This window comes from Rhodococcus sp. 05-2256-B1 (assembly GCF_002258465.1).
Classification (GTDB): Bacteria; Actinomycetota; Actinomycetes; order Mycobacteriales; family Mycobacteriaceae; genus Rhodococcoides; species Rhodococcoides fascians.
Genome location: NZ_NOZA01000030.1, coordinates 513,994 through 531,917, shown reverse-complemented (window position 1 = coordinate 531,917; position 17,924 = coordinate 513,994). Strand labels below are relative to the sequence as shown.

Sequence of the window (17,924 nt, the reverse complement as noted above, 5' to 3'; positions counted from 1 at the left end):
GACAACGATGACAGACCCACAGTGGCAGCCTTCTCCCCGTGCGCGTCTGCTCTGGACACTGAGCGCCGGACTGCTGTGGCTACCGGTGTTCATCGCTCAGATCGTCTGGTTTTTCGTCGACTCGAACCGGACGTCCTGGCTTCATGTCACCGTCCTCGTCGTATCGGTCGTGCTGACCGCACTGCACCTCGCGATCGTGCCGCAGTGGCGCTACCGCGTGCACCGCTGGGAGATCAGCGACACCGCCGTGTACACCCGCACCGGTTGGCTCAGCCAAGAACGACGCATCGCCCCCATCTCGCGGGTGCAGACCGTGGACACCGAGCGCGGACCACTCGATCGTCTGCTCGGGTTGGCGACGGTCACCGTGACGACGGCATCGTCGGCGGGCGCGGTGAAGATCACCGCACTCGATCAGGCCGTTGCGGACGAGACCGTCGCGCGACTGACCGATATCGCCGGCCGCACCGTCGGAGATGCCACATGACCGATCAGGCGGAGTTGCTGGCAGTCGAAGAGGAGCAGCCGTGGTTGCGCCTGGACAAGCGAATGTTGTTGGTGCATCCGGTGAACGAGGGCATCAAGATCCTGCCGGTATTGCTGATCTCGTTCTTCGTCGGCAGTCAGAGCGGTAATCACTACTGGAGTCTGGGCATCCTCGCGGTCGTCGTCGTGTTCGCGATTGCGCGCTGGTTCACCACCAGCTACCGGATCGGGCCGGTGCACGTACAACTGCGCACCGGCGTACTGCAGAAGAAAGTACTGTCCATTCCGCGCAACAGGATTCGGTCGGTCGACGTGGAAGCGAATGTACTGCACCGGGTGCTCGGCCTGTCCATTCTCCGCATCGGGACCGGACAGCAGGCGGGCAAAGGCGAGGCTTTCGAGCTCAACGCCCTCGACACGTCACTGGTGCCGGAGCTTCGCGGCGAACTGCTGCAGCGAGTGTCGGGCCGAACAACGCCGAGCGACGGAATGCCCGTTGCCGCAGCCGATCCCGGGGTCGAGATTGCACACTGGCAATTCTCGTGGGTGCGGTTCGCGCCGTTCTCCATCACCGGCATCGTCACCATCGCCGCGGCAGTGGGCGTGCTGTTCCAGTACGGCATCGGACAAACGTTGGCGGAGACGTCGGTGGTCTCGAACAGCGTCGAATCGGCGCAACGGTTCGGCATCGCCCTGTTCGTCGTCCTCGCACTGATTGTGCTCCTCGTGGTGTCCAGCATCTTCGCCTGCGTTCGATACCTGATCACCTACGGCAACCTGACCGTCACCGACCAGGGCCGCACGTTGCACGTCAGCCACGGGCTGCTCCGCACCCGTCAGTCGACCCTCGACCGCAAGAGACTGCGCGGCACTTCTCTGTCGCTGCCTCTACTACTGAGGTCGGTCGGCGGGGCCCGACTCGACGCCATCATGACCGGAGTGAGCGCCGAGAAGAAGGAATCGTCGCTACTGCTTCCCCAGGCTCCGCGGGCCGAGGCGCTGCGCATGATGACCACGGTGCTCGGCGATGCAGGCATGCACGGCAATGCCGACCGCCCGCTTCTGCAGCACGGACCTGCCGCGCGGCGACGCCGCTACACCCGGGCGGTTCTACCGCTGCTCGTCGTCGCGGCCGGACTGGGAATTGCGCAGTCTCTCGGCGCACCGATCCCGATCCTCGCCTGGATCGCCGTGGCCGTGCTGTTCGTGGCCGCCGTCGGACTCGCTCACGACCGCTACCGCGGCCTCGGGCACGCCGTCCTGCCCGGCTGGCTGATCACCCAGCACGGATCGCTCGACCGCACCCGGCACAGCCTCGAAGCCGGCGGCATCATCGGTTGGACGGTGCGGCAGACGTTCTTCCAACGTCGCGCCGGCGTGGGCACCGTCGTGGCAGCGACACCGGCGGGCGTCGGACGCTACGAGGTGGTCGACATACCCATCGAGAACGCGTGGGCCATGATCGACGCCGTCACACCGGGTGCCGGGGACGTCTGGCTTCGACGCAGCACGTAAAGACGCAGCACGTGAAGACGCAGCCGGTAAAGAAGGAGCCGATGAAGAAGGAGCGCCCGCAGACCATTGCGCAGCTCGACCTGGCGGTGTCCCAGTGTCGCGCCTGTCCACGGCTGGTGCAGTGGCGCGAACAGGTCGCTGCCGAGAAGCGCGCCGCGTTTGCCAACGAAACGTATTGGGGGCGAGCCGTTCCCAGTTTCGGCCCGGCCGATGCGTCGATGTTGATCGTCGGACTCGCCCCGGCCGCCCACGGCGGCAATCGCACCGGTCGGATGTTCACCGGGGACCGCAGCGGAGACGTGCTCTACCGAGCCATGCATGCCGTCGGGCTCGCCAGCCAACCGACCGCGACGCACATCGGCGACGGGCTGACGCTCAACGGAGTTCGTATTGCAGCCCCCGTGCACTGCGCTCCGCCGCAGAACAAGCCGACTCCCGCCGAGCGCGATCGGTGTCGCCCCTGGCTCGACGACGAATTGCGCTTGCTGCGTCCGCGACTGAAGTCGATTCTCGTGCTCGGGGCGTTCGGTTGGCAGTCGCTGCTACCGATTCTCGCCGCGAACGGGTGGGAAATACCCAGGCCTGCACCGAAATTCGGTCACGGCGTGCAGCTCGATCTGGGCTCGATCACCGTGTTCGCCAGCTACCACGTCAGTCAGCGAAACACATTCACCGGACTGCTGACTCCGACGATGATCGAGGACGTGCTCCGGAATGCGGGTCGGCACGCACGCTTGCTGTGATGGCTTTCATTCTGAACATGAACAGCAGCACACCCGCCGGCCCGGCACCGGCCACGATGAGCAGCATCGTGCGCCAGTCGGCCAGCAGCAGAACATCGTTGCCGGGGCCGCCGAACATGCACAGCACTACTGCGACGAACCATCCGAGCAGCGGCGACGCCACCCAGATCGGCCGTTCGGCGACCTTACGCGCGGCCAGAACCAGAGCGACGTTCGCGATGCCCCCGAGCAACGCGCTGATGGGAAACTGCACCGACCCCACGTAGGTCGGGAGAAAGAAGACCGACAGGATTCCGGACAGGAAGCCGTCGAACACCAGTACTGCGACCGTCGCCCACGACACCAGGGCGACAGTATTGGATGCGGCCTTCGAGATCATGCGCCCAATACTGCCTTGGCCCGGGTCGTTTCAGTGCACCGCATTCGAAAACCGGGCATCGCATTCGAAAAACCGGGCACCGGCACTCAGGAAACCGGCGGATAGCCCAGCGAGGTGAGCAAGTTGCTCGCACCCATGGCGATCTGGCCCAGAACGTACTGGTACAGATCTGCCTGTGCGCCGAACTGCGGCTTGAGAGAATCGACGAACGCGACGATTGCGTCCTGCACTACCCAGTTGTACATGTGTGTTCCGCCCCTGTTGTCATGAGATCAGTGATTCGGAACACAGCCTAGTACGCCCGCGAACAAGTCGTTCTCCCTGCCCGCCCCGTCGGCGCCGAGCACGCCCCGCACGAGTACGTACTGCTCGTCGAGCAGGATCGGCTGAACGATGTCGTTGGAGAGTGCGTACTCGGCACCCGAGGGCGCAACCGTCACCTGAGTTGCGTGCGCACGCAACGCGTCGGTCTTCGCGTCGAGCACACCGCGGACATCGATGCTGGTGGTGATCATGTCCTCGGCCACACTCGGCAACTCACCGTCGAGGGGCATGCGCCACCCCTCGGGGATATCGGCGATCGCCCGTAGTCCCGCGTCCAGCTGATCGCGGCCGGTGACGGTCCAGTAGAACTTCGCTACCTCCCACGGACCTCCGGCCGCGGGATGGGCGTCCGTTCCACAGACCTCGACCGCCTCGGTCACCAGGGAGTGGACCTGCTGATGATCGGGGTGTCCGTAGCCACCCTCGGGGTCGTAACCGACGACGACCTGAGGCCTGAGTTCGCGGATCACCGACACGAGCGCCCCGAGCGCCTCCTGCCGGTCTGCGTTGACGAAGGCGCGCGGTTTGAGAGCAGCCGGGGTTCCGGCCATTCCAGAATCTCGCCAGCGGCCGGCACCACCGAGAAAGCGGGGCGGGTTACAGCCCAACGCCGCGAGCGCGCGATGCAGTTCCAGAATCCGGTAACCACCGAGTTGGTCGGCTCGGTCGACCACGAGATCGGCCCACGTATCGCCGATCACTTCACCCTCTTCACCGAGCGAGCACGTGAGCACGGTGACGTCCACGCCCGCGCGCACGTAATGGGCGATGGTCCCGCCGGTGGTGATGCTCTCGTCGTCCGGGTGCGCATGGACCAGCAGCAACCTCTGCGGCTGCGTCATCGCTTGTTCTGTCACAACCTGCTCTGTCACAACCTGTTCCGTCATGCCTCGTCGCTCGCTACTCGCTGTGTCATCGTTTGTCTCGGTCTCTGGGTCGGGCAGTCGTTCATCGCTCGCCGAGCATTCGCGCCACATCCGGTAACGACTGCGCTGTCACATCGGCAGGCACGAAATGGTCGGGATAAGGACGGTTCTCGCGATCGAGCCACGCCGTCGACAGGCCTGCCCGGTGCGCACCGTCGATATCCCAGGGGTGCACGGCCACCAGCATCGCGTCGCCGGGTTCGACACCGCACTGCTCCAACGCGTAGCGGTAGGCATCGGCGTGCGGCTTCCACCGTCCGGCGTCCTCGACCGACAGCAGCAACTCGAAAGCACTCCGCACGCCGGCTCGTTCGAGCAGAGACTGCGCGAGCGACGCGGACCCGTTACTGAGGGTGATCATCCGAATGCCAAGCGCTGCAAGCGCATTCACTCCGGCTACCACATCGGGATGCACCTCGAGCTCGGCGAAACCGGCCATGATGTGGTCCACAGCATCGTCCAACCGGCGATCGATCGCAGCATCGGACAGCAACGCCTCGAGCACACCGGAACCGACCTCGGCGAACGGCCGAGCGGTACCTACGACCGCGAGCGCGAACCCGTCCCGCAGCACTCCCGCGAACCACGTCGGGAACAGGTGCTCGGGCGCTCCGACGTCGGCGAATCGCGCCGCCATGGGAGCCATGTCGGACAGGGTCTCGTTCACGTCGAAGATGATCACCCGAGGCAAGCGCACGGTGCTCACCGGACCGTCCGGATCCACTTCGCGGCATCGGCGAAGATGCCGACCTCGACCGGCCCGGTCAACGAGACGCCGGTGATACCCGGCACCGCAGCCACCACGGACTGGTCCTGCATGATCGGCAGCGTCGACGCCAGAGACCACAGCTTGGGCTCGATCTCCTCGGCAACGATCGTCGCATCGACGCCGGTTACCAGGGCGCGGTCGATCGTCGGCTGTAATTCCGGAACACACAGGCCGGACAGATTGCGCGGGGCGTCCACGCTGCCGCTGCTCCCCGGAGCCGGCTCGACAACACAGCCGAAGCGCGAGGCCAGGGCCGTTGCCGGGTCCACGCCCGCACTGGTCCACCCGACCACGGCGTCGACGCCGCCGTCGGTCAGCGCCGTCGAGTACAACTCGTCCGCGGGCAGCGGAGTGACGGTCGCGTCGATACCCGCACTGACGAGCTCGTCCGCGGCGGTGCCGGCCACGGCCAGTGCGATGTCGTCGTTCTCGACGGCACCGATGACGAATCGCAGCGCTGTACCGCCGGCGTCTGCAAGTCGGGGTACTCCGGGAGCCGGCGCACTCGTGGTCGGCGCGCTGGTGGTCGGCGGCGCAGCAGAGGTCGTGGATGCGCCCGCGCTCGGCGTCGAGGTCATGATCGCGTCGGGTGTCGGAACGAAGCCGGCGCGGCGAAGCAGGTCGAGGGCCGCGGTTCTGCCGATCGGGGCGGGTGCGGTCGCGGTGTAGCCGGGGTCCGACGGCGACGACAACTGGGCCGCGGCTCGGCGATCCGTCGCCCCTCCGCCGGCCCCGACCGTGGCCAGCAGGTTCGGGTCCAGCAGACCCATGATCCCCTGCCGCACAAGCAGATCCGACATATTCGGTGCCCGGCCGTTCACGGTCATCGACAACACTCGCGATTGGTGGATCGTGTCGGTGCGGACCCCGGGGATTGCCGAGAGTTGCGCGCGCGTCGCAGACCCACCCCGAACCTGTGCGATCTGAGCGTCACTCGACCGCAACGAATCGGCCAACTGTGCGGGGGTGCCTCCGCGCCGAATCAGGATCTGGTCGGGCGAGGCGGGTTGGTCCCAGAAGCGATCGTTTCGTTCCAGCAGAATCTCGTCCCGGCCCTGGTCGACGGTCTTGATGTTGAACCGCGAACCGGAGACCGGCACGTTGTCGGTGAGACCACCCTCGAAGCCGCCGGGCGAATCCTTGAGCAGGTGCGAGGGCACGAGGTCGGCGAACAATCGCTGCCACGCCGGATACGGCGACTCGAGGGTGACGTCGACGGTCTTGCCGCCGCCCGAAGAGGCAACATCGCTGATCAGTGCGTAGCCGGCCGGATCGACGACGCCCGGCTGCGTGATCATCTGCTGCCAGAGGTACCGGAAGTCCTCGGCCGCAATCGGTGCGCTGTCGGACCACTGGGCCTCGTTGCGTAGCTGGTACCGGATGGTGAACGGAGACTGAGACGTCACTTCGGCGGAGATCAACAGCGACAGGTCCGGCTCCCACGTGGTCACGCCGGTGTCGGGGTTCAGGGTGGGACGAAACGGGCTGGGCAGCACGAGCGAACTGACCGCGGCGGTAGCGGGCGACTGGTCGGCCAGCAGGTGTGGGTTGAACCCGATGCCCACGTCGTCGATCGCCACGACAACGGGGTCGCCGGTCTTCGACGGCACGGTCGTCGTGGTGACCGGAGTTTCGACGCTCTCGATCGGAGGCGGTGGATCCGCGGTGCATGCGGTGAGTACCAGGGCAGTGGCGGAGGCCAGAACCACCGGCATCAGTACGTTACGCAACGAGGATCTCCTTCGTGATCGGCTACAGGTACGGCAGAAGCGACGTCCCACGATGGTGACACGTCGCTTCTGCCGTACAGGATCTGTCTTACAGAGCAGCCTTGTCGCGCGTCTTGCTGCGCGAACGCTCACGGGCGCGCTCGTTGGAATCGAGGTGCACCTTGCGGACGCGGACGACCTCGGGGGTCACCTCGACGCACTCGTCGCCTGCACAGAACTCCATGGCCATTTCCAGGTCCAGCTTCTTCGGCTTGGCCAGGGTCTCCATGACGTCGGCGGAGGACTGACGCATGTTGGTCAGCTTCTTCTCGCGGGTGACGTTGATGTCGAGGTCTTCCTGACGGGGGTTGATGCCCACGACCATGCCCTCGTACGTGTCTGCGCCCGGCTCGACGAAGAACGTGCCGCGGTCGGCCAGCTGGATCATCGCGAACGGGGTCACGGTGCCGTGACGGTCCGAGACGAGCGAGCCGGTGTGGCGGGCGCGGATCTCGCCGGCCCACGGCGCGTAACCATGGAAGACGGCGTTGGCGATGCCGGTGCCGCGAGTGTCCGTGAGGAACTCGGTGCGGAAACCGATCAGGCCACGCGAGGGAACGATGAATTCCATGCGAACCCAGCCTGCGCCGTGGTTCGTCATCTGGACCATCTTGCCCTTGCGTGCGGCGAGCAACTGCGTCACTGCACCGAGGTATTCCTCCGGTGTGTCGACCATCAGCTCTTCGAAGGGCTCGTGCAGCTTGCCGTCGACCTGCTGGGTGACCACCTGGGGCTTGCCGACGGTGAGCTCGAAGCCTTCACGACGCATCTGCTCGACGAGAATGGCGAGCGCGAGCTCTCCACGACCCTGGACCTCCCAGGCATCGGGGCGACCGATGTCGAGGACCTTGAGCGAGACGTTACCGATGAGCTCCTGGTCGAGGCGGCTCTTGACCATGCGCGAGGTGAGCTTGTGGCCGCTGACGCGTCCGACGAGCGGGCTCGTGTTGGTGCCGATGGTGACCGAGATGGCCGGCTGGTCGACGGTGATGCGAGGCAGAGCGACCGGGTTCTCCAGATCGGCGAGGGTGTCGCCGATCATGATGTCCGGGAAGCCCGCGACGGCGACGATGTCTCCTGCGACACCCTTCTCGCCGGGAACGCGCTCGACGCCGATGGTGTTGAGCAGCTCGGTGATCTTGGCCTTCTGGACGACGGGCTCGCCGTCTACCTCACGCATCCAGCTGACGGTCTGGCCCTTGGAGAGCTGGCCGTTGTGGATACGAACCAGGGCGAGGCGGCCGAGGAAGGCCGACGCGTCGAGGTTGGTGACGTGTGCCTGCAGCGGCGCGTCGACGTTGCCCTTGGGCGCGGGGACGTAGCTGAGCAGAACCTCGAACAGCTCGTCGAGGTTCTCGGCGTCGGGAGCGTGTCCGTTCTGGGGCTGGACCTTCGAGGCCTTGCCCTCACGGCCGGAGGCGTAGAGAACGGGGAGGTCGAGGGCGAGCTCGGCTGCCTCGGACGCTTCGTCGTCGAGATCGGACGCGAGGTCGAGCAGCAGATCGTGGCTCTCCGAGACGACCTCTTCGATACGCGCGTCTGGACGGTCGGTCTTGTTGACGACCAGGATCACCGGCAACGACGCGGCGAGCGCCTTGCGCAGCACGAAACGGGTCTGCGGCAACGGGCCCTCGGAAGCGTCGACGAGGAGCACGACGCCGTCGACCATGGACAGGCCGCGCTCGACCTCTCCGCCGAAGTCGGCGTGGCCGGGGGTGTCGATCACGTTGATGACGGTGATGGTGCCGTCGGCATTGCGCTTGTGAACGGCCGTGTTCTTGGCCAGGATCGTGATGCCTTTTTCTTTTTCGAGGTCACCCGAGTCCATGACGCGGTCGATCGCTTCGGCACGTTCCTCGAACGCGCCGGACTGCCGAAGCATGGCGTCGACCAGGGTGGTCTTGCCATGGTCGACGTGTGCAACGATGGCGACGTTGCGAAAAGTAGTGGTGCTGTCGATGTTGTCTGCACTGCTTGGGGCGCTCACGCGAAAAATTCTCCTGGAGTCGAATGCGGGCTCTTGTTCGCTAGCGGGCTTATGTCGCTAGAGAAGCGCGCTGCACCGCGAGGTTCTCGCGACTGATCGAGTTTACCCGTAGTCCGGCAGTGCCCCGCGCCACCCTCAGGTCTGTGACCTGCGCCACCCATTAGTCTTGGTGCCCATGGGCAAGATAAAGGCCGCAGATGTCTCGGGGATGAAGCCCAAGAAAAAATGCTGCCGCAAGAAAGTTCGTTGCATCAAATGCCCCGTCGTGATCATGCGAATGAAGAAGTTGGAATCCGCGGGCGCGACCAAGAAAGACCTCAAGAAAGGTCTGAAGACCGCTCGGGCGAAGTGAGCAGAATTTCCTGTAGGTCCGGCAGCCAGAGTCGGTCCGCATCAACCAGATCCACCGTCGGCAGCGTCGCGGCATCGACCCACCGTAGAGCCGAATGCTCCAGCGGCGCAGGGGTTCCCGAGACGATCGAGGCTCGGTAGGCCCGCAACACCATGCCACCGGAAAGCTCGACGTCTCCACTGAGCGCGGCACCGATCGAACACTCGACCCCCAGTTCCTCGCGCAGTTCGCGCGCCAGTGCGGCGTCCTCGGACTCCCCCGGCTCGACCTTGCCGCCGGGCAGCTCCCACCGACCGGCTAACTCCGGCGGACGAGTTCGTTGCGCGAGCAGCAGACGACCGTCGTCGATCAACGCAGCCGCGACAACTACAGCGGTAGGGGTACCGGACATGCCACCATCTTTCTATGACCGAATTGCTGACCGACCGCGATATCGAGGGCGCACAGCTCACCCACTGGACTGTGACGGAGAAATCTCTGACCCGCACCGTCGAGCTGACGTCGTTTCCCGCCGCGATCGAGGTGGTGAACCGCGTGGCCGACGCCGCGGAGGAGGCGGACCATCACCCCGACATCGACATCAGGTGGCGGACGCTCACGTTCACCCTGTCCACGCACAGCGCCGGCGGTCTCACGCAGAAGGACGTGGATCTGGCGCGTCGGATCGATGCACTGATCGCGAATTGACGCGTCCCGCATAGGCGACCCAGCCGAGGAACAGAGCCGATCCGATCACGTCGACGGCACCGGCCCAGGCCTCGAGGCCGGGACGGGGAATGGTCCAGATCGATTCCTGGAAGAAGCTCAGCAACCAGGGCACCCCCACCGTGACCGTCACCAGCCAGTAGCCGGCAACGATCTTGGCTCCGGCGATACCGCGCAACGGCCCGTGCAGCAGCCAGATCACCATCGGAATCACCCAGATCCAGTGATGCGACCACGAGATAGGCGACACCAACAGGCCCAGGAGTTGGACGATGACCAGGGTTCCCAGGTAGTCGCGGCGATCGAGCGCTCGCCATGCCAGCACTGCGAGGACCACGGCGATCACTGCGGCGGCGATCCACAGCGGTCCCTGGCCGACGTCCTCGCCCACGATCCGGCTCAGAGCTCCGCGCAGAGACTGATTCCAGACCGAGCCGACGGGTCCGATGCGGTCGGCATCGCCGAGCAACGTGGTGAAGTACGTGGCCGCCTGACGCCCCAGCACCGCGTAGCTGACCGCGACACTGAGCGCGAATGCCACCGCCGAGAATGCTGCAGCTTTCCACCGCCGAGTGGCGAGGAAGTACAGGCCCGTGATGGCCGGGGTCAGCTTGATGCCCGCGGCGAACCCCACGAGTCCGCCCGCCACCCACCAGCGCGAGCTGCGTACCGCGAGTAGCGCCAGCAGTACCAGGAACACATTGACCTGGCCGTAGTCGAGGGTGGTGCGCACGGGCTCGGACCACAGCCCCAGCGCGGTCCACAACATGGCGATTCTCACCCAGCGGTTCTCGGCGGCCCGGTCGTCGCCGAGAACCATCGACAGGGCCAGCCGGACCACTGCGAACAGCGCGATCATCGTCGCGGCCTGCCAGACGATGCCGACCACCGTGAACGGCAGATAGTGCAGCGGGAAGAACACGAGGGCGGCGAACGGTGGGTACGTGAACGGCAGTGGGAAGTCCGGGGTCTGCACCGAGTACGTGTAGTCGTACAGGTTGTCGCCGAGCAGTGCAGCGGAGCCTTCGACGTAGACGTGCAGGTCGACGAGGTTCATACCGTTGGGGGTGACGAACGCCCAGACGAATCGGCTGATCACCGAAACTGCCAGCAGAACGGGGGCCAGCCGAACAAGTCGGTTCACGGTGCGTGTGGTTCCGTTCGGTATCGATGCCGTTTATCGACAGCCGAGCTTATAGGGCGATCGATACCCACCCTAACCGTGCCGATCCCCTCGTAACATTTACATCACCTTTCACACTGGTCACTCGTGCAACAGGCTATTGTTCGATTCTGCGGAGAATTCGCAGCGCGTGGCCCATAGAATCCTCGATAGAGTTCAGCCGGGGAGGACTGGACCTACTACGGCTGTACATCCGGGATCGCTCTACATAGAGTGACCCCTCGGGCACCGGCTGTCGCCGTGGACCTGCGTCATGATCAGAATGGGGAATATCACCGTGCTTCGTACTCGCGGAACGCGTCGCGTCGTCACAGCTCTGGCTGTGGCCGCAGCCGCCGCACTCGTTGTGCCGACCAGCGCATCCGCTCAGCCTCTGGTGCCCATGGCTCCGGCAGATCTGCCGGCTGCTCCGGCCGATCCCGCAGCGCTGATCGCCCAGTTCCTGCCCGCTCCCGGTGAACCCCTGCCCAACCTCTCCGACATCGAGGCACTCGCGTCCTTCGCGCCTGCCATCGTCGGTGCAGCTGCAGGGCCGGCCGATGTGGGTGCCGCTCCCGCAGCAGATCTCCTCGGCCAGGCTCGCGCCCTTCTCGAAACCGCGCAGCTTCCGGACCAGGTCAAGTCGCTGCTGGAATCGGTCATCACCTTCCTGGACGGATCCGGCGGCGGTGGGCCCGAGCTGCCCGCCGACGGCCCCGTCATCGCACAGTTCCTGTACCCGACCCTGGGCAAGGGCTGCATCTCCGACACCGCAGATTCCGTCGGAACCGCCTTGGCCGTTCCCGGACCGGCCACGTTGCCGCCCCCCGGACCGGCTGCAGGCCAGGCCGGTTTCGTCTTCACCGCCCTCGGCACCGCGCCTCTCGCCGCGCAGCAGTCCGCTCCGCTCACCGTGACGTGGCTCAACATCGACAACCGCCGATCGGGAACCCAGGACCTGACCGGCGCAGCCAAGATCAACGCCGACGGCCCCGCGACGTTGTCGGCCATCGCCGACACCGGCCCCGGTCGCGTGCTGTCCGTGGTGTCCGGATCGATCACCACTCAGTCCAAGGAAGACGCCGCCGCGCCGCCGCGCAGCTGCAACTTCCTGCCGACGATCGGCACGGTCTACGTTCCGTAGCTCACGAGACCACAGCAATTCGCCCCCGGCTTCCTCGAAGCCGGGGGCGAATTGTTTTCGTGCTTATCGGCCGGAGAAAAGACCACCGAATTACACGGATGGTATTCAGACGATGTCGGCACCGGATTTCGACCACTGGCCGTAATCGGACTTCAAGACATTGTTGATATCCACTTTCACTCCACCCACCGTGTCCTTGTCGATACGAATCTGGTGAATGTGCGCTTCGGGATGTACGAACCCCTTCGGGGTCCCCCAATTGTGCTGCCAATACCACTGGCCCAGTCCCGCGACGGACGCCAATTCGATGGTCGGAGAATTTGCGTAGATACCGGTGTTCTCCGCTCCGATCACCGACTGCCAGCCCAGGATGTACGGCGCGATGAGGGTGGCGAACTCGACGGCTGTCGGGTTGTCGTCGATCGATGCGTAGATCGGCCGATCGGACGGGCCACCGGCCGCCAGATGGAGCTCGAGTCCACGTTTCGCATGCTTGACGCCCGCAACGTACCCGCCTCGCCAATCCGCGGTGGCACCCTTACCGAACTGGTAGTTGGAGACCACCTCCAAGCCGGCCTCGGTGAGGGACTGCGCCTCCGACGCGGTCATCGGCTTGCCGACCATCCAGGTCGCGTCGGGACGCCGATCCGAGACGTAGCGGACAGCTCCGAGATGGCCTGCGCTCTTGATGGCCGACGCCGACGGCACCCCTCCCGCGTAGTCGACGAGCGTTCCCAGCCCCGCGTCTGCATGAGCGGTGGCCGAACCCCACGCGGCCAGACCGACGGCGGCTGCGGAGCCGGCCGCGGCGTACTTGAACAGTTCACGTCGCGAAACCTGCACAAAATCTCCCATGCCGTTCGATTGCCACGGCGCGCCTACGTAACGAAACGCGCCGTCACTGCTACTTTTCGATGTTTTGTCGTATCCCATCACAAACACATGTGCACCGCCAGCCCCACTGCTCACACCCCACCCGCGTGGCTCGTCGTTCACACATGCAACTCGAGCACCGCGCCCGCAGTCATGAATAGGGTGGGGAGGACGAAGCACGAACGACAGCGTGAAGGAGTGGTTGGACATGGGCGTAACTCTCGCCAAGGGCGGAAATGTCTCACTGACGAAGGAAGCACCCAACTTGACCGCGGTCACCGTCGGTCTGGGCTGGGACGTTCGCTCCACCACCGGCGGAGACTTCGACCTCGACGCGAGCGCGATCGGCCTCGGTACCGACAAGAAGGCGCTCAGTGACAACTACTTCGTCTTCTACAACAACCTGCGCTCCCCCGACGGCGCGATCGAGCACACCGGAGACAACCGCACCGGCGAGGGCGAAGGCGATGACGAGAGCATCGATGTGGACCTTGCAGCGCTGACACCCGAGGTGGATTCCATTGCATTCCCGGTGTCGATTCACAACGCGGACGCGCTGGGGCAGAACTTCGGTCAGGTCGTCAACGCCTTCATTCGTGTGGTCGACAAGTCCGACGGCCGCGAACTCGCGCGCTTCGATCTGAGCGAGGACGCGTCGACCGAGACTGCGATGGTCTTCGGCGAGTTGTACCGCCGCGGTGCCGAATGGAAGTTTCGCGCAATCGGTCAGGGCTACGCGTCCGGCCTGGAGGGCATCGTGCGCGATTTCGGCATCGACGTCGGCTGACGCAGGGTGCGCGAGTCCGTCTCGATTGCACAACGGTCTACAGCTGAGCTTGTGACGCCAAGATGATGTGTGGTGATATCAGCGCACACGCAACATCAGCCACATAAGTCACAGGAGTCACACATGTCTCGTCGCCTCAGCCGTCTGGCGGGCGCGCTCGCGCTCTCCTGCGCGGCATTGCTCGCCGTTCCCGCCACTGCGGCAGCGGATCCGGCTCCCGCCGATCCGCTCGCCCGGGCGATCGCCGCATTGCAGGGGCAAGACGGTGCTTCGCTCGCCGCAGCGAATGCCATCGCCGACTCGCGCACCCCGGTCGCCGAGAACACCTCCGCAGACCCCTTCGCGGCCCTCGACGCGGCCAACAAGGCTCTCACCGACTTCGGCATCACGCCGTTCTTCTACCCGACCGCTGCGATCAACTGCGCCGCCACACCGGGCGCGCCGCTCGGAATCGTGCCGGGCGTCGCCGGTGGTGCCGGCGGACCGTGGCCGCAACTGAAGGCACCCGCCATCCCCACAATCCCAGGTGTGCCGTCCTTGCAGATTCCCGATCTCAATGCCGTCGACAAGGGCGAGACGATATTCGCGTTCGTTCCGGCCGGCATCGTCAACGACTCGGCCAACAAGTCCGGCATGCAGGTGGCGTGGTTCAACGTCAATACCCTGCAGGGCGGCTTCGCCGACTTCGGCGGCCTGGTCACCACCATGGCCCAGTCGATCCTCGACAACTCCGGAATTCCGGCGGAGTTCAAGGACTTGGCCCGGCCACTCGTGGTCAACGCACTCAATGCGTTGCCCGCTGCCGGTGCGCGCGCTGTCCCCGTGCAGACCGGATCGGGAACCGTTCTGGCCGCGGTGTTCGGCACCGTGAACCACAAGGCAATCGACGGCTCGGACAAGAGTTGCTTCTTCTTCCCGACGGTCGGCCTGGTGAACGTCGCCTGATTCAGGTCCAATCGAACGATCGAAAAGCCGTGTAGCTCTGCGCTGCACGGCTTTTCGCTGCATCAGGAGCGATCGATGCGGCCGAGCCGACCCAGAACCGCCTGCATTTCGGTGCGCCGTGCGCGTGCGGCCCAGGGACGCAAGCGGTTCCGCCCGCGCATCTGCAGGACCGCTCCGGTCACGAGATCTCCGTTGGGCGCGAACCGGACCCGCACCATCTCGTCGAGAGATCGCCCGAAAACGGAGCCGGGGAAACCTCGACGGAACCCGTACGGAAACAGCGGAGCATCGGGTTCGTTGTACTTTCCACCGACGAAAACCGGTCCTGCAGTGCGGAAGTCGCGACTCTGCGCAATGAAGCCGTGGAATGCGCGGCCGGCCTCACGCCCGTAGTACGAAATTCCGACGCGCCCCGATCCGGTGGCGGTGATCGCACCGAACCGCGCACCTCGCACTCCCGGAGCGGACACCACGACGGGTCTCGACCAGCTGTTCGCGCCGTCGGAAGACCACGAAGCGTGCAGCAATCCGTCCCGGTCCGGCCACAGGGCGTACAGGGTGCCGTCGCAGTCGACGGCGACCGACTCCGGTAGTAGGTATCGGGAAGCGAGCAGCAGAAGGTGCAACGGGTTGTGATATTTGGCGAGCGCCGATCCGGGAACTATGCGGACATCCCAGGTCAAACCCTCGTCGCGGCTGACCGCCACCGCGAAACGACGGCCGTATCGGCCGCCGATGTAGACCGTGCCGTCCGGGCCGACGACACCGGTGCCGAATGCGACGTAGTCCGTACCGGGAAGTCCCGGAATGTTTTTCGGGTCGATGTCGAACCCGCCGGCTACCTCCCATTTGGTCCCGCCGTCGTACGAACGCCAGATCACCTGGCGAGTGGCGTTGATCAGAGGTCGCACGCGGAGGGCGAACGGCGTGGGAGCGGACAGGTACGTCACGCGAGCAGATGACGGAGACGACGCGTCCGGTGCGGACACCCGAGGTCCGGCGAATACCTTGGCACCTGTCCTGGCCTTGGATGCCACCCTCCGGAAGCGCCACGTTCGGCCTCGGTCGTCGCTGATTCCGAGGTCGAAGCCCGATCGAAACATGCGCGTCGGAGTCGAGTCGACGCGACCGGCGGTGAGAAACAGCCGGTCGTCGGCATCGTCGAAGTACATGTGCGCTCGACGGCCGGTGTTCACCGTGCCGTCCGGCACCGATGCTCGCCAGGATTGTCCGAAATCGGAGGACTGCAGAACTCCGACGCCGTCGACGGTATATGCCGGGGCGAGAAATACGGTGTTGTCCGCGGCTGTTCCGAGGGTGCACGCAGACGACCCGTATTCGGTGTAGGAGATGTCGGTGGCGTAGTCGGCCGATGCTGCCGCGTTGGTCGAAAAGCGAAGCCCTGCTCGATATCCCGACGCGACCCGCGGTGTCACGACACCCGCCCGCGGCGGCGCGGGCGTCGTGATATCGGGGCGCGGTGGTGCATTGGATCAGGCTAGCGTCGATTCACGCCGAAAACGCCGAGGCCGATGCAGAAGTCCTGGGCCGAACGTCGTGACAGCTCACAGAACGAAACCGGTCTGTTTCGAGACCGTCGACCGGCGATGCACGCCTTAAGCTTCTGGTGTGCCCTGTGCGTTCGCCGAACCTCTGTTGTCGGGCTCTGCGCGCCTTCATCCGGTCGATACGCAGGCGTACTGGATGGCGTCGAAGGTCCCCAGTGACCAGTTTCTGCTGTATTGCTTCGAGGGAGCGCGCGAACCACTGGAGTCCACGGTGCGACGGCTGCGCATTCGCAGCGCGGGTATCGAGGTGCTCGGTCTTCGAATTACAGAGGTTCCGTTCGGTCTCGAGCGTCCGCACTGGACTGCCATGGACCCCGGCACGGACACGATCAGCGTTCACCCCGAACCCCGCACGTGGCAGGAATGTCTCGACGCCGTCGCGTCGTCGTTCGAGCGTCAGGTCGACCCGCGACACACGGTCTGGCATCTGCACCTGTATCCGAACGTATCGGGTGCTCCTGCGTGTGACGGACCGAGTCTTGTTGCTGTTCTGCAACTGTCGCACGCAGCCGCGGACGGAACACTGGCCGCCCGCACTGCTCGCGAGCTGTTCGGTACACAACCCGTGCCCTCTCGGCCCGTTACACCGACTGCGCCACCCGCACCCCTGACCGCCGCCGTCGCCGCCCTGACTCTGCCTGTGCGAGTAGTGCGCATGGCTCGCGCCGGCATTCGGGCGCGACGCGACGCACTGCGATTGGAGGAAGATACCGCGTCGGGTTCGGTCCCTCCTCCTGCACGTTCTCGCGCGTTGACGACTCTCGACGTTGCGCCTACAGACCGGACGGATCTGCGAACGATCGTGCTACCCAAGTCGGCTCTCCAGTTCGCCGACACCTCGATCACCGTCACTGCCCTGACGGCCATTTCCGTTGCACTCCAACACTTTCTCGAGAATCCGGCCGATCTCGCCGCCGAGGTCACCGTCGCACGGACGGCTGCAGTGGGCGCGCGCAACAACTTCGGCAACGTCGGCGTCGGCTTGTTTTCGGCTGAACCGGACCTGCGGACTCGCAGCCGACTCGTGGCCGCAGACCTGGCCGAGCGCAGAGCGCGAGCAGGTCACCCGGTGTCGTTGACAGCCCGCGCATCTCAGAACGAGACAGAACGCCATGTCCCGGCATTCCTGGCGGCGTGGGGAGTCACACAGTTCGATCCGACTGCGGTGCCGCCGACCGTCACGGGCAACACTGTTGTCTCCAGTGTTTCGCGCGGTGCAGCGGACCTCACGCTCGGCGGCGGGCACGTTCGATTCACGGCAGGGTTCCCTGCCCTCTCCCCTGCCATGAGCCTCACGCACGGCGTGCACGGTATCGGCGACACCGTCGCCATCAGCGTGACGTCCAACCGAGCGGCCGTACCGGATCCGGATCGCTACGAGACACTTCTGCGCGATGGCCTCGACGACGTACGTTCCGCACTGAGCTGAACGCGTCAATGCCAGACAGTTCTCAGCATTTGTCGGGCGTTCGGCTCAGGTTCGTCGGCCA

At 65.3% G+C, this 17,924-nt stretch carries 18 protein-coding genes; 8 read left to right on the top strand and 10 right to left on the bottom strand.

Translation table 11 applies throughout. The features are described from left to right. Positions 1-7: 7 nt before the first annotated feature. From CH285_RS19705 to CH285_RS19695, 3 genes are read left to right on the top strand one after another with little or no spacing between them, the layout of a single operon-like run. Positions 8-487: a PH domain-containing protein gene (locus CH285_RS19705; protein ID WP_032390336.1), complete on the top strand. Its 480-nt coding sequence runs from the start codon at positions 8-10 to the stop codon at positions 485-487. Continuing rightward, complete coding sequence (locus CH285_RS19700; RefSeq protein ID WP_027498084.1) at positions 484-2,001, top strand: PH domain-containing protein; 1,518 nt, start codon at positions 484-486, stop codon at positions 1,999-2,001. Before CH285_RS19705 ends, CH285_RS19700 begins: the two co-directional genes overlap by 4 nt. 41 nt (positions 2,002-2,042) lie before the next feature. Continuing rightward, a complete protein-coding gene (locus CH285_RS19695) occupies positions 2,043-2,744 on the top strand; it encodes a uracil-DNA glycosylase (protein WP_027498085.1) in 702 nt (233 codons plus the stop codon). Here the strand turns inward: CH285_RS19695 and CH285_RS19690 are convergent. From CH285_RS19690 to CH285_RS19660, 7 genes are all read right to left on the bottom strand, one after another. Then, a complete protein-coding gene (locus CH285_RS19690) occupies positions 2,671-3,123 on the bottom strand; it encodes a hypothetical protein (RefSeq protein ID WP_027498086.1) in 453 nt (150 codons plus the stop codon). The two genes, CH285_RS19695 and CH285_RS19690, sit on opposite strands and share 74 nt — an antisense overlap. Positions 3,124-3,209: 86 nt before the next feature. Next, a complete protein-coding gene (locus tag CH285_RS28025) occupies positions 3,210-3,368 on the bottom strand; it encodes a hypothetical protein (RefSeq protein ID WP_008714214.1) in 159 nt (52 codons plus the stop codon). 27 nt (positions 3,369-3,395) lie between these two features. Beyond that, complete coding sequence (gene mshB, locus CH285_RS19685; protein ID WP_032369864.1) at positions 3,396-4,289, bottom strand: N-acetyl-1-D-myo-inositol-2-amino-2-deoxy-alpha-D-glucopyranoside deacetylase; 894 nt, start codon at positions 4,287-4,289, stop codon at positions 3,396-3,398. A gap of 106 nt (positions 4,290-4,395) precedes the next feature. Continuing rightward, positions 4,396-5,079, bottom strand: a complete 684-nt coding sequence (locus tag CH285_RS19680) for a haloacid dehalogenase type II (protein ID WP_032369865.1) — start codon at positions 5,077-5,079, stop codon at positions 4,396-4,398. Beyond that, complete coding sequence (locus CH285_RS19675; protein ID WP_027498089.1) at positions 5,076-6,857, bottom strand: ABC transporter family substrate-binding protein; 1,782 nt, start codon at positions 6,855-6,857, stop codon at positions 5,076-5,078. The genes CH285_RS19680 and CH285_RS19675 overlap by 4 nt, the downstream gene beginning before the upstream one ends. 103 nt (positions 6,858-6,960) lie before the next feature. Then, on the bottom strand, positions 6,961-8,898 hold the full coding sequence (typA, locus tag CH285_RS19670) for a translational GTPase TypA (RefSeq protein WP_032365354.1): 1,938 nt from the start codon (positions 8,896-8,898) through the stop codon (positions 6,961-6,963). A gap of 317 nt (positions 8,899-9,215) precedes the next feature. Next, positions 9,216-9,641, bottom strand: coding sequence for a (deoxy)nucleoside triphosphate pyrophosphohydrolase (locus tag CH285_RS19660; protein ID WP_032381364.1), 426 nt, complete (start codon positions 9,639-9,641; stop codon positions 9,216-9,218). A gap of 14 nt (positions 9,642-9,655) precedes the next feature. Here CH285_RS19660 and CH285_RS19655 point away from each other — a divergent pair, with 14 nt between their 5' ends. Next, positions 9,656-9,937, top strand: a complete 282-nt coding sequence (locus CH285_RS19655; RefSeq protein WP_094644029.1) for a 4a-hydroxytetrahydrobiopterin dehydratase — start codon at positions 9,656-9,658, stop codon at positions 9,935-9,937. Here CH285_RS19655 and CH285_RS19650 read toward each other — a convergent pair. Continuing rightward, positions 9,882-11,099: a mannosyltransferase gene (locus tag CH285_RS19650; RefSeq protein WP_094644028.1), complete on the bottom strand. Its 1,218-nt coding sequence runs from the start codon at positions 11,097-11,099 to the stop codon at positions 9,882-9,884. The genes CH285_RS19655 and CH285_RS19650 overlap by 56 nt on opposite strands. A 301-nt stretch (positions 11,100-11,400) precedes the next feature. On the opposite strand from CH285_RS19650, the gene CH285_RS19645 reads away from it, so the two are divergent. Continuing rightward, positions 11,401-12,261 carry an Rv1157c family protein gene (locus CH285_RS19645; protein ID WP_048317156.1) on the top strand — a complete coding sequence of 287 codons (861 nt, stop codon included), beginning with the start codon at positions 11,401-11,403 and terminating at the stop codon, positions 12,259-12,261. A 105-nt stretch (positions 12,262-12,366) separates the two neighbouring features. Here the strand turns inward: CH285_RS19645 and CH285_RS19640 are convergent, their stop codons facing one another. Next, positions 12,367-13,116 carry a DUF1906 domain-containing protein gene (locus CH285_RS19640; RefSeq protein ID WP_032369659.1) on the bottom strand — a complete coding sequence of 250 codons (750 nt, stop codon included), beginning with the start codon at positions 13,114-13,116 and terminating at the stop codon, positions 12,367-12,369. 226 nt (positions 13,117-13,342) lie between these two features. On the opposite strand from CH285_RS19640, the gene CH285_RS19635 reads away from it, so the two are divergent. Together CH285_RS19635 and CH285_RS19630 are read left to right on the top strand one after the other, a co-directional pair. Then, positions 13,343-13,921, top strand: a complete 579-nt coding sequence (locus tag CH285_RS19635; protein WP_032390340.1) for a TerD family protein — start codon at positions 13,343-13,345, stop codon at positions 13,919-13,921. Between the two features lie 123 nt (positions 13,922-14,044). Continuing rightward, complete coding sequence (locus CH285_RS19630; RefSeq protein WP_094644027.1) at positions 14,045-14,866, top strand: hypothetical protein; 822 nt, start codon at positions 14,045-14,047, stop codon at positions 14,864-14,866. A gap of 62 nt (positions 14,867-14,928) precedes the next feature. On the opposite strand, the gene CH285_RS19625 is transcribed toward CH285_RS19630, so the two are convergent. Beyond that, complete coding sequence (locus tag CH285_RS19625) at positions 14,929-16,302, bottom strand: sialidase family protein (RefSeq protein ID WP_094644026.1); 1,374 nt, start codon at positions 16,300-16,302, stop codon at positions 14,929-14,931. Positions 16,303-16,495: 193 nt separating this feature from the next. Between CH285_RS19625 and CH285_RS19620 the strand changes: the two genes are divergently transcribed. Further along, the gene (locus CH285_RS19620; protein ID WP_094644025.1) at positions 16,496-17,863 is read left to right on the top strand and encodes a wax ester/triacylglycerol synthase domain-containing protein; all 1,368 of its coding nucleotides are present in this window, start codon (positions 16,496-16,498) and stop codon (positions 17,861-17,863) included. The last annotated feature ends 61 nt before the right edge of the window (positions 17,864-17,924 follow it).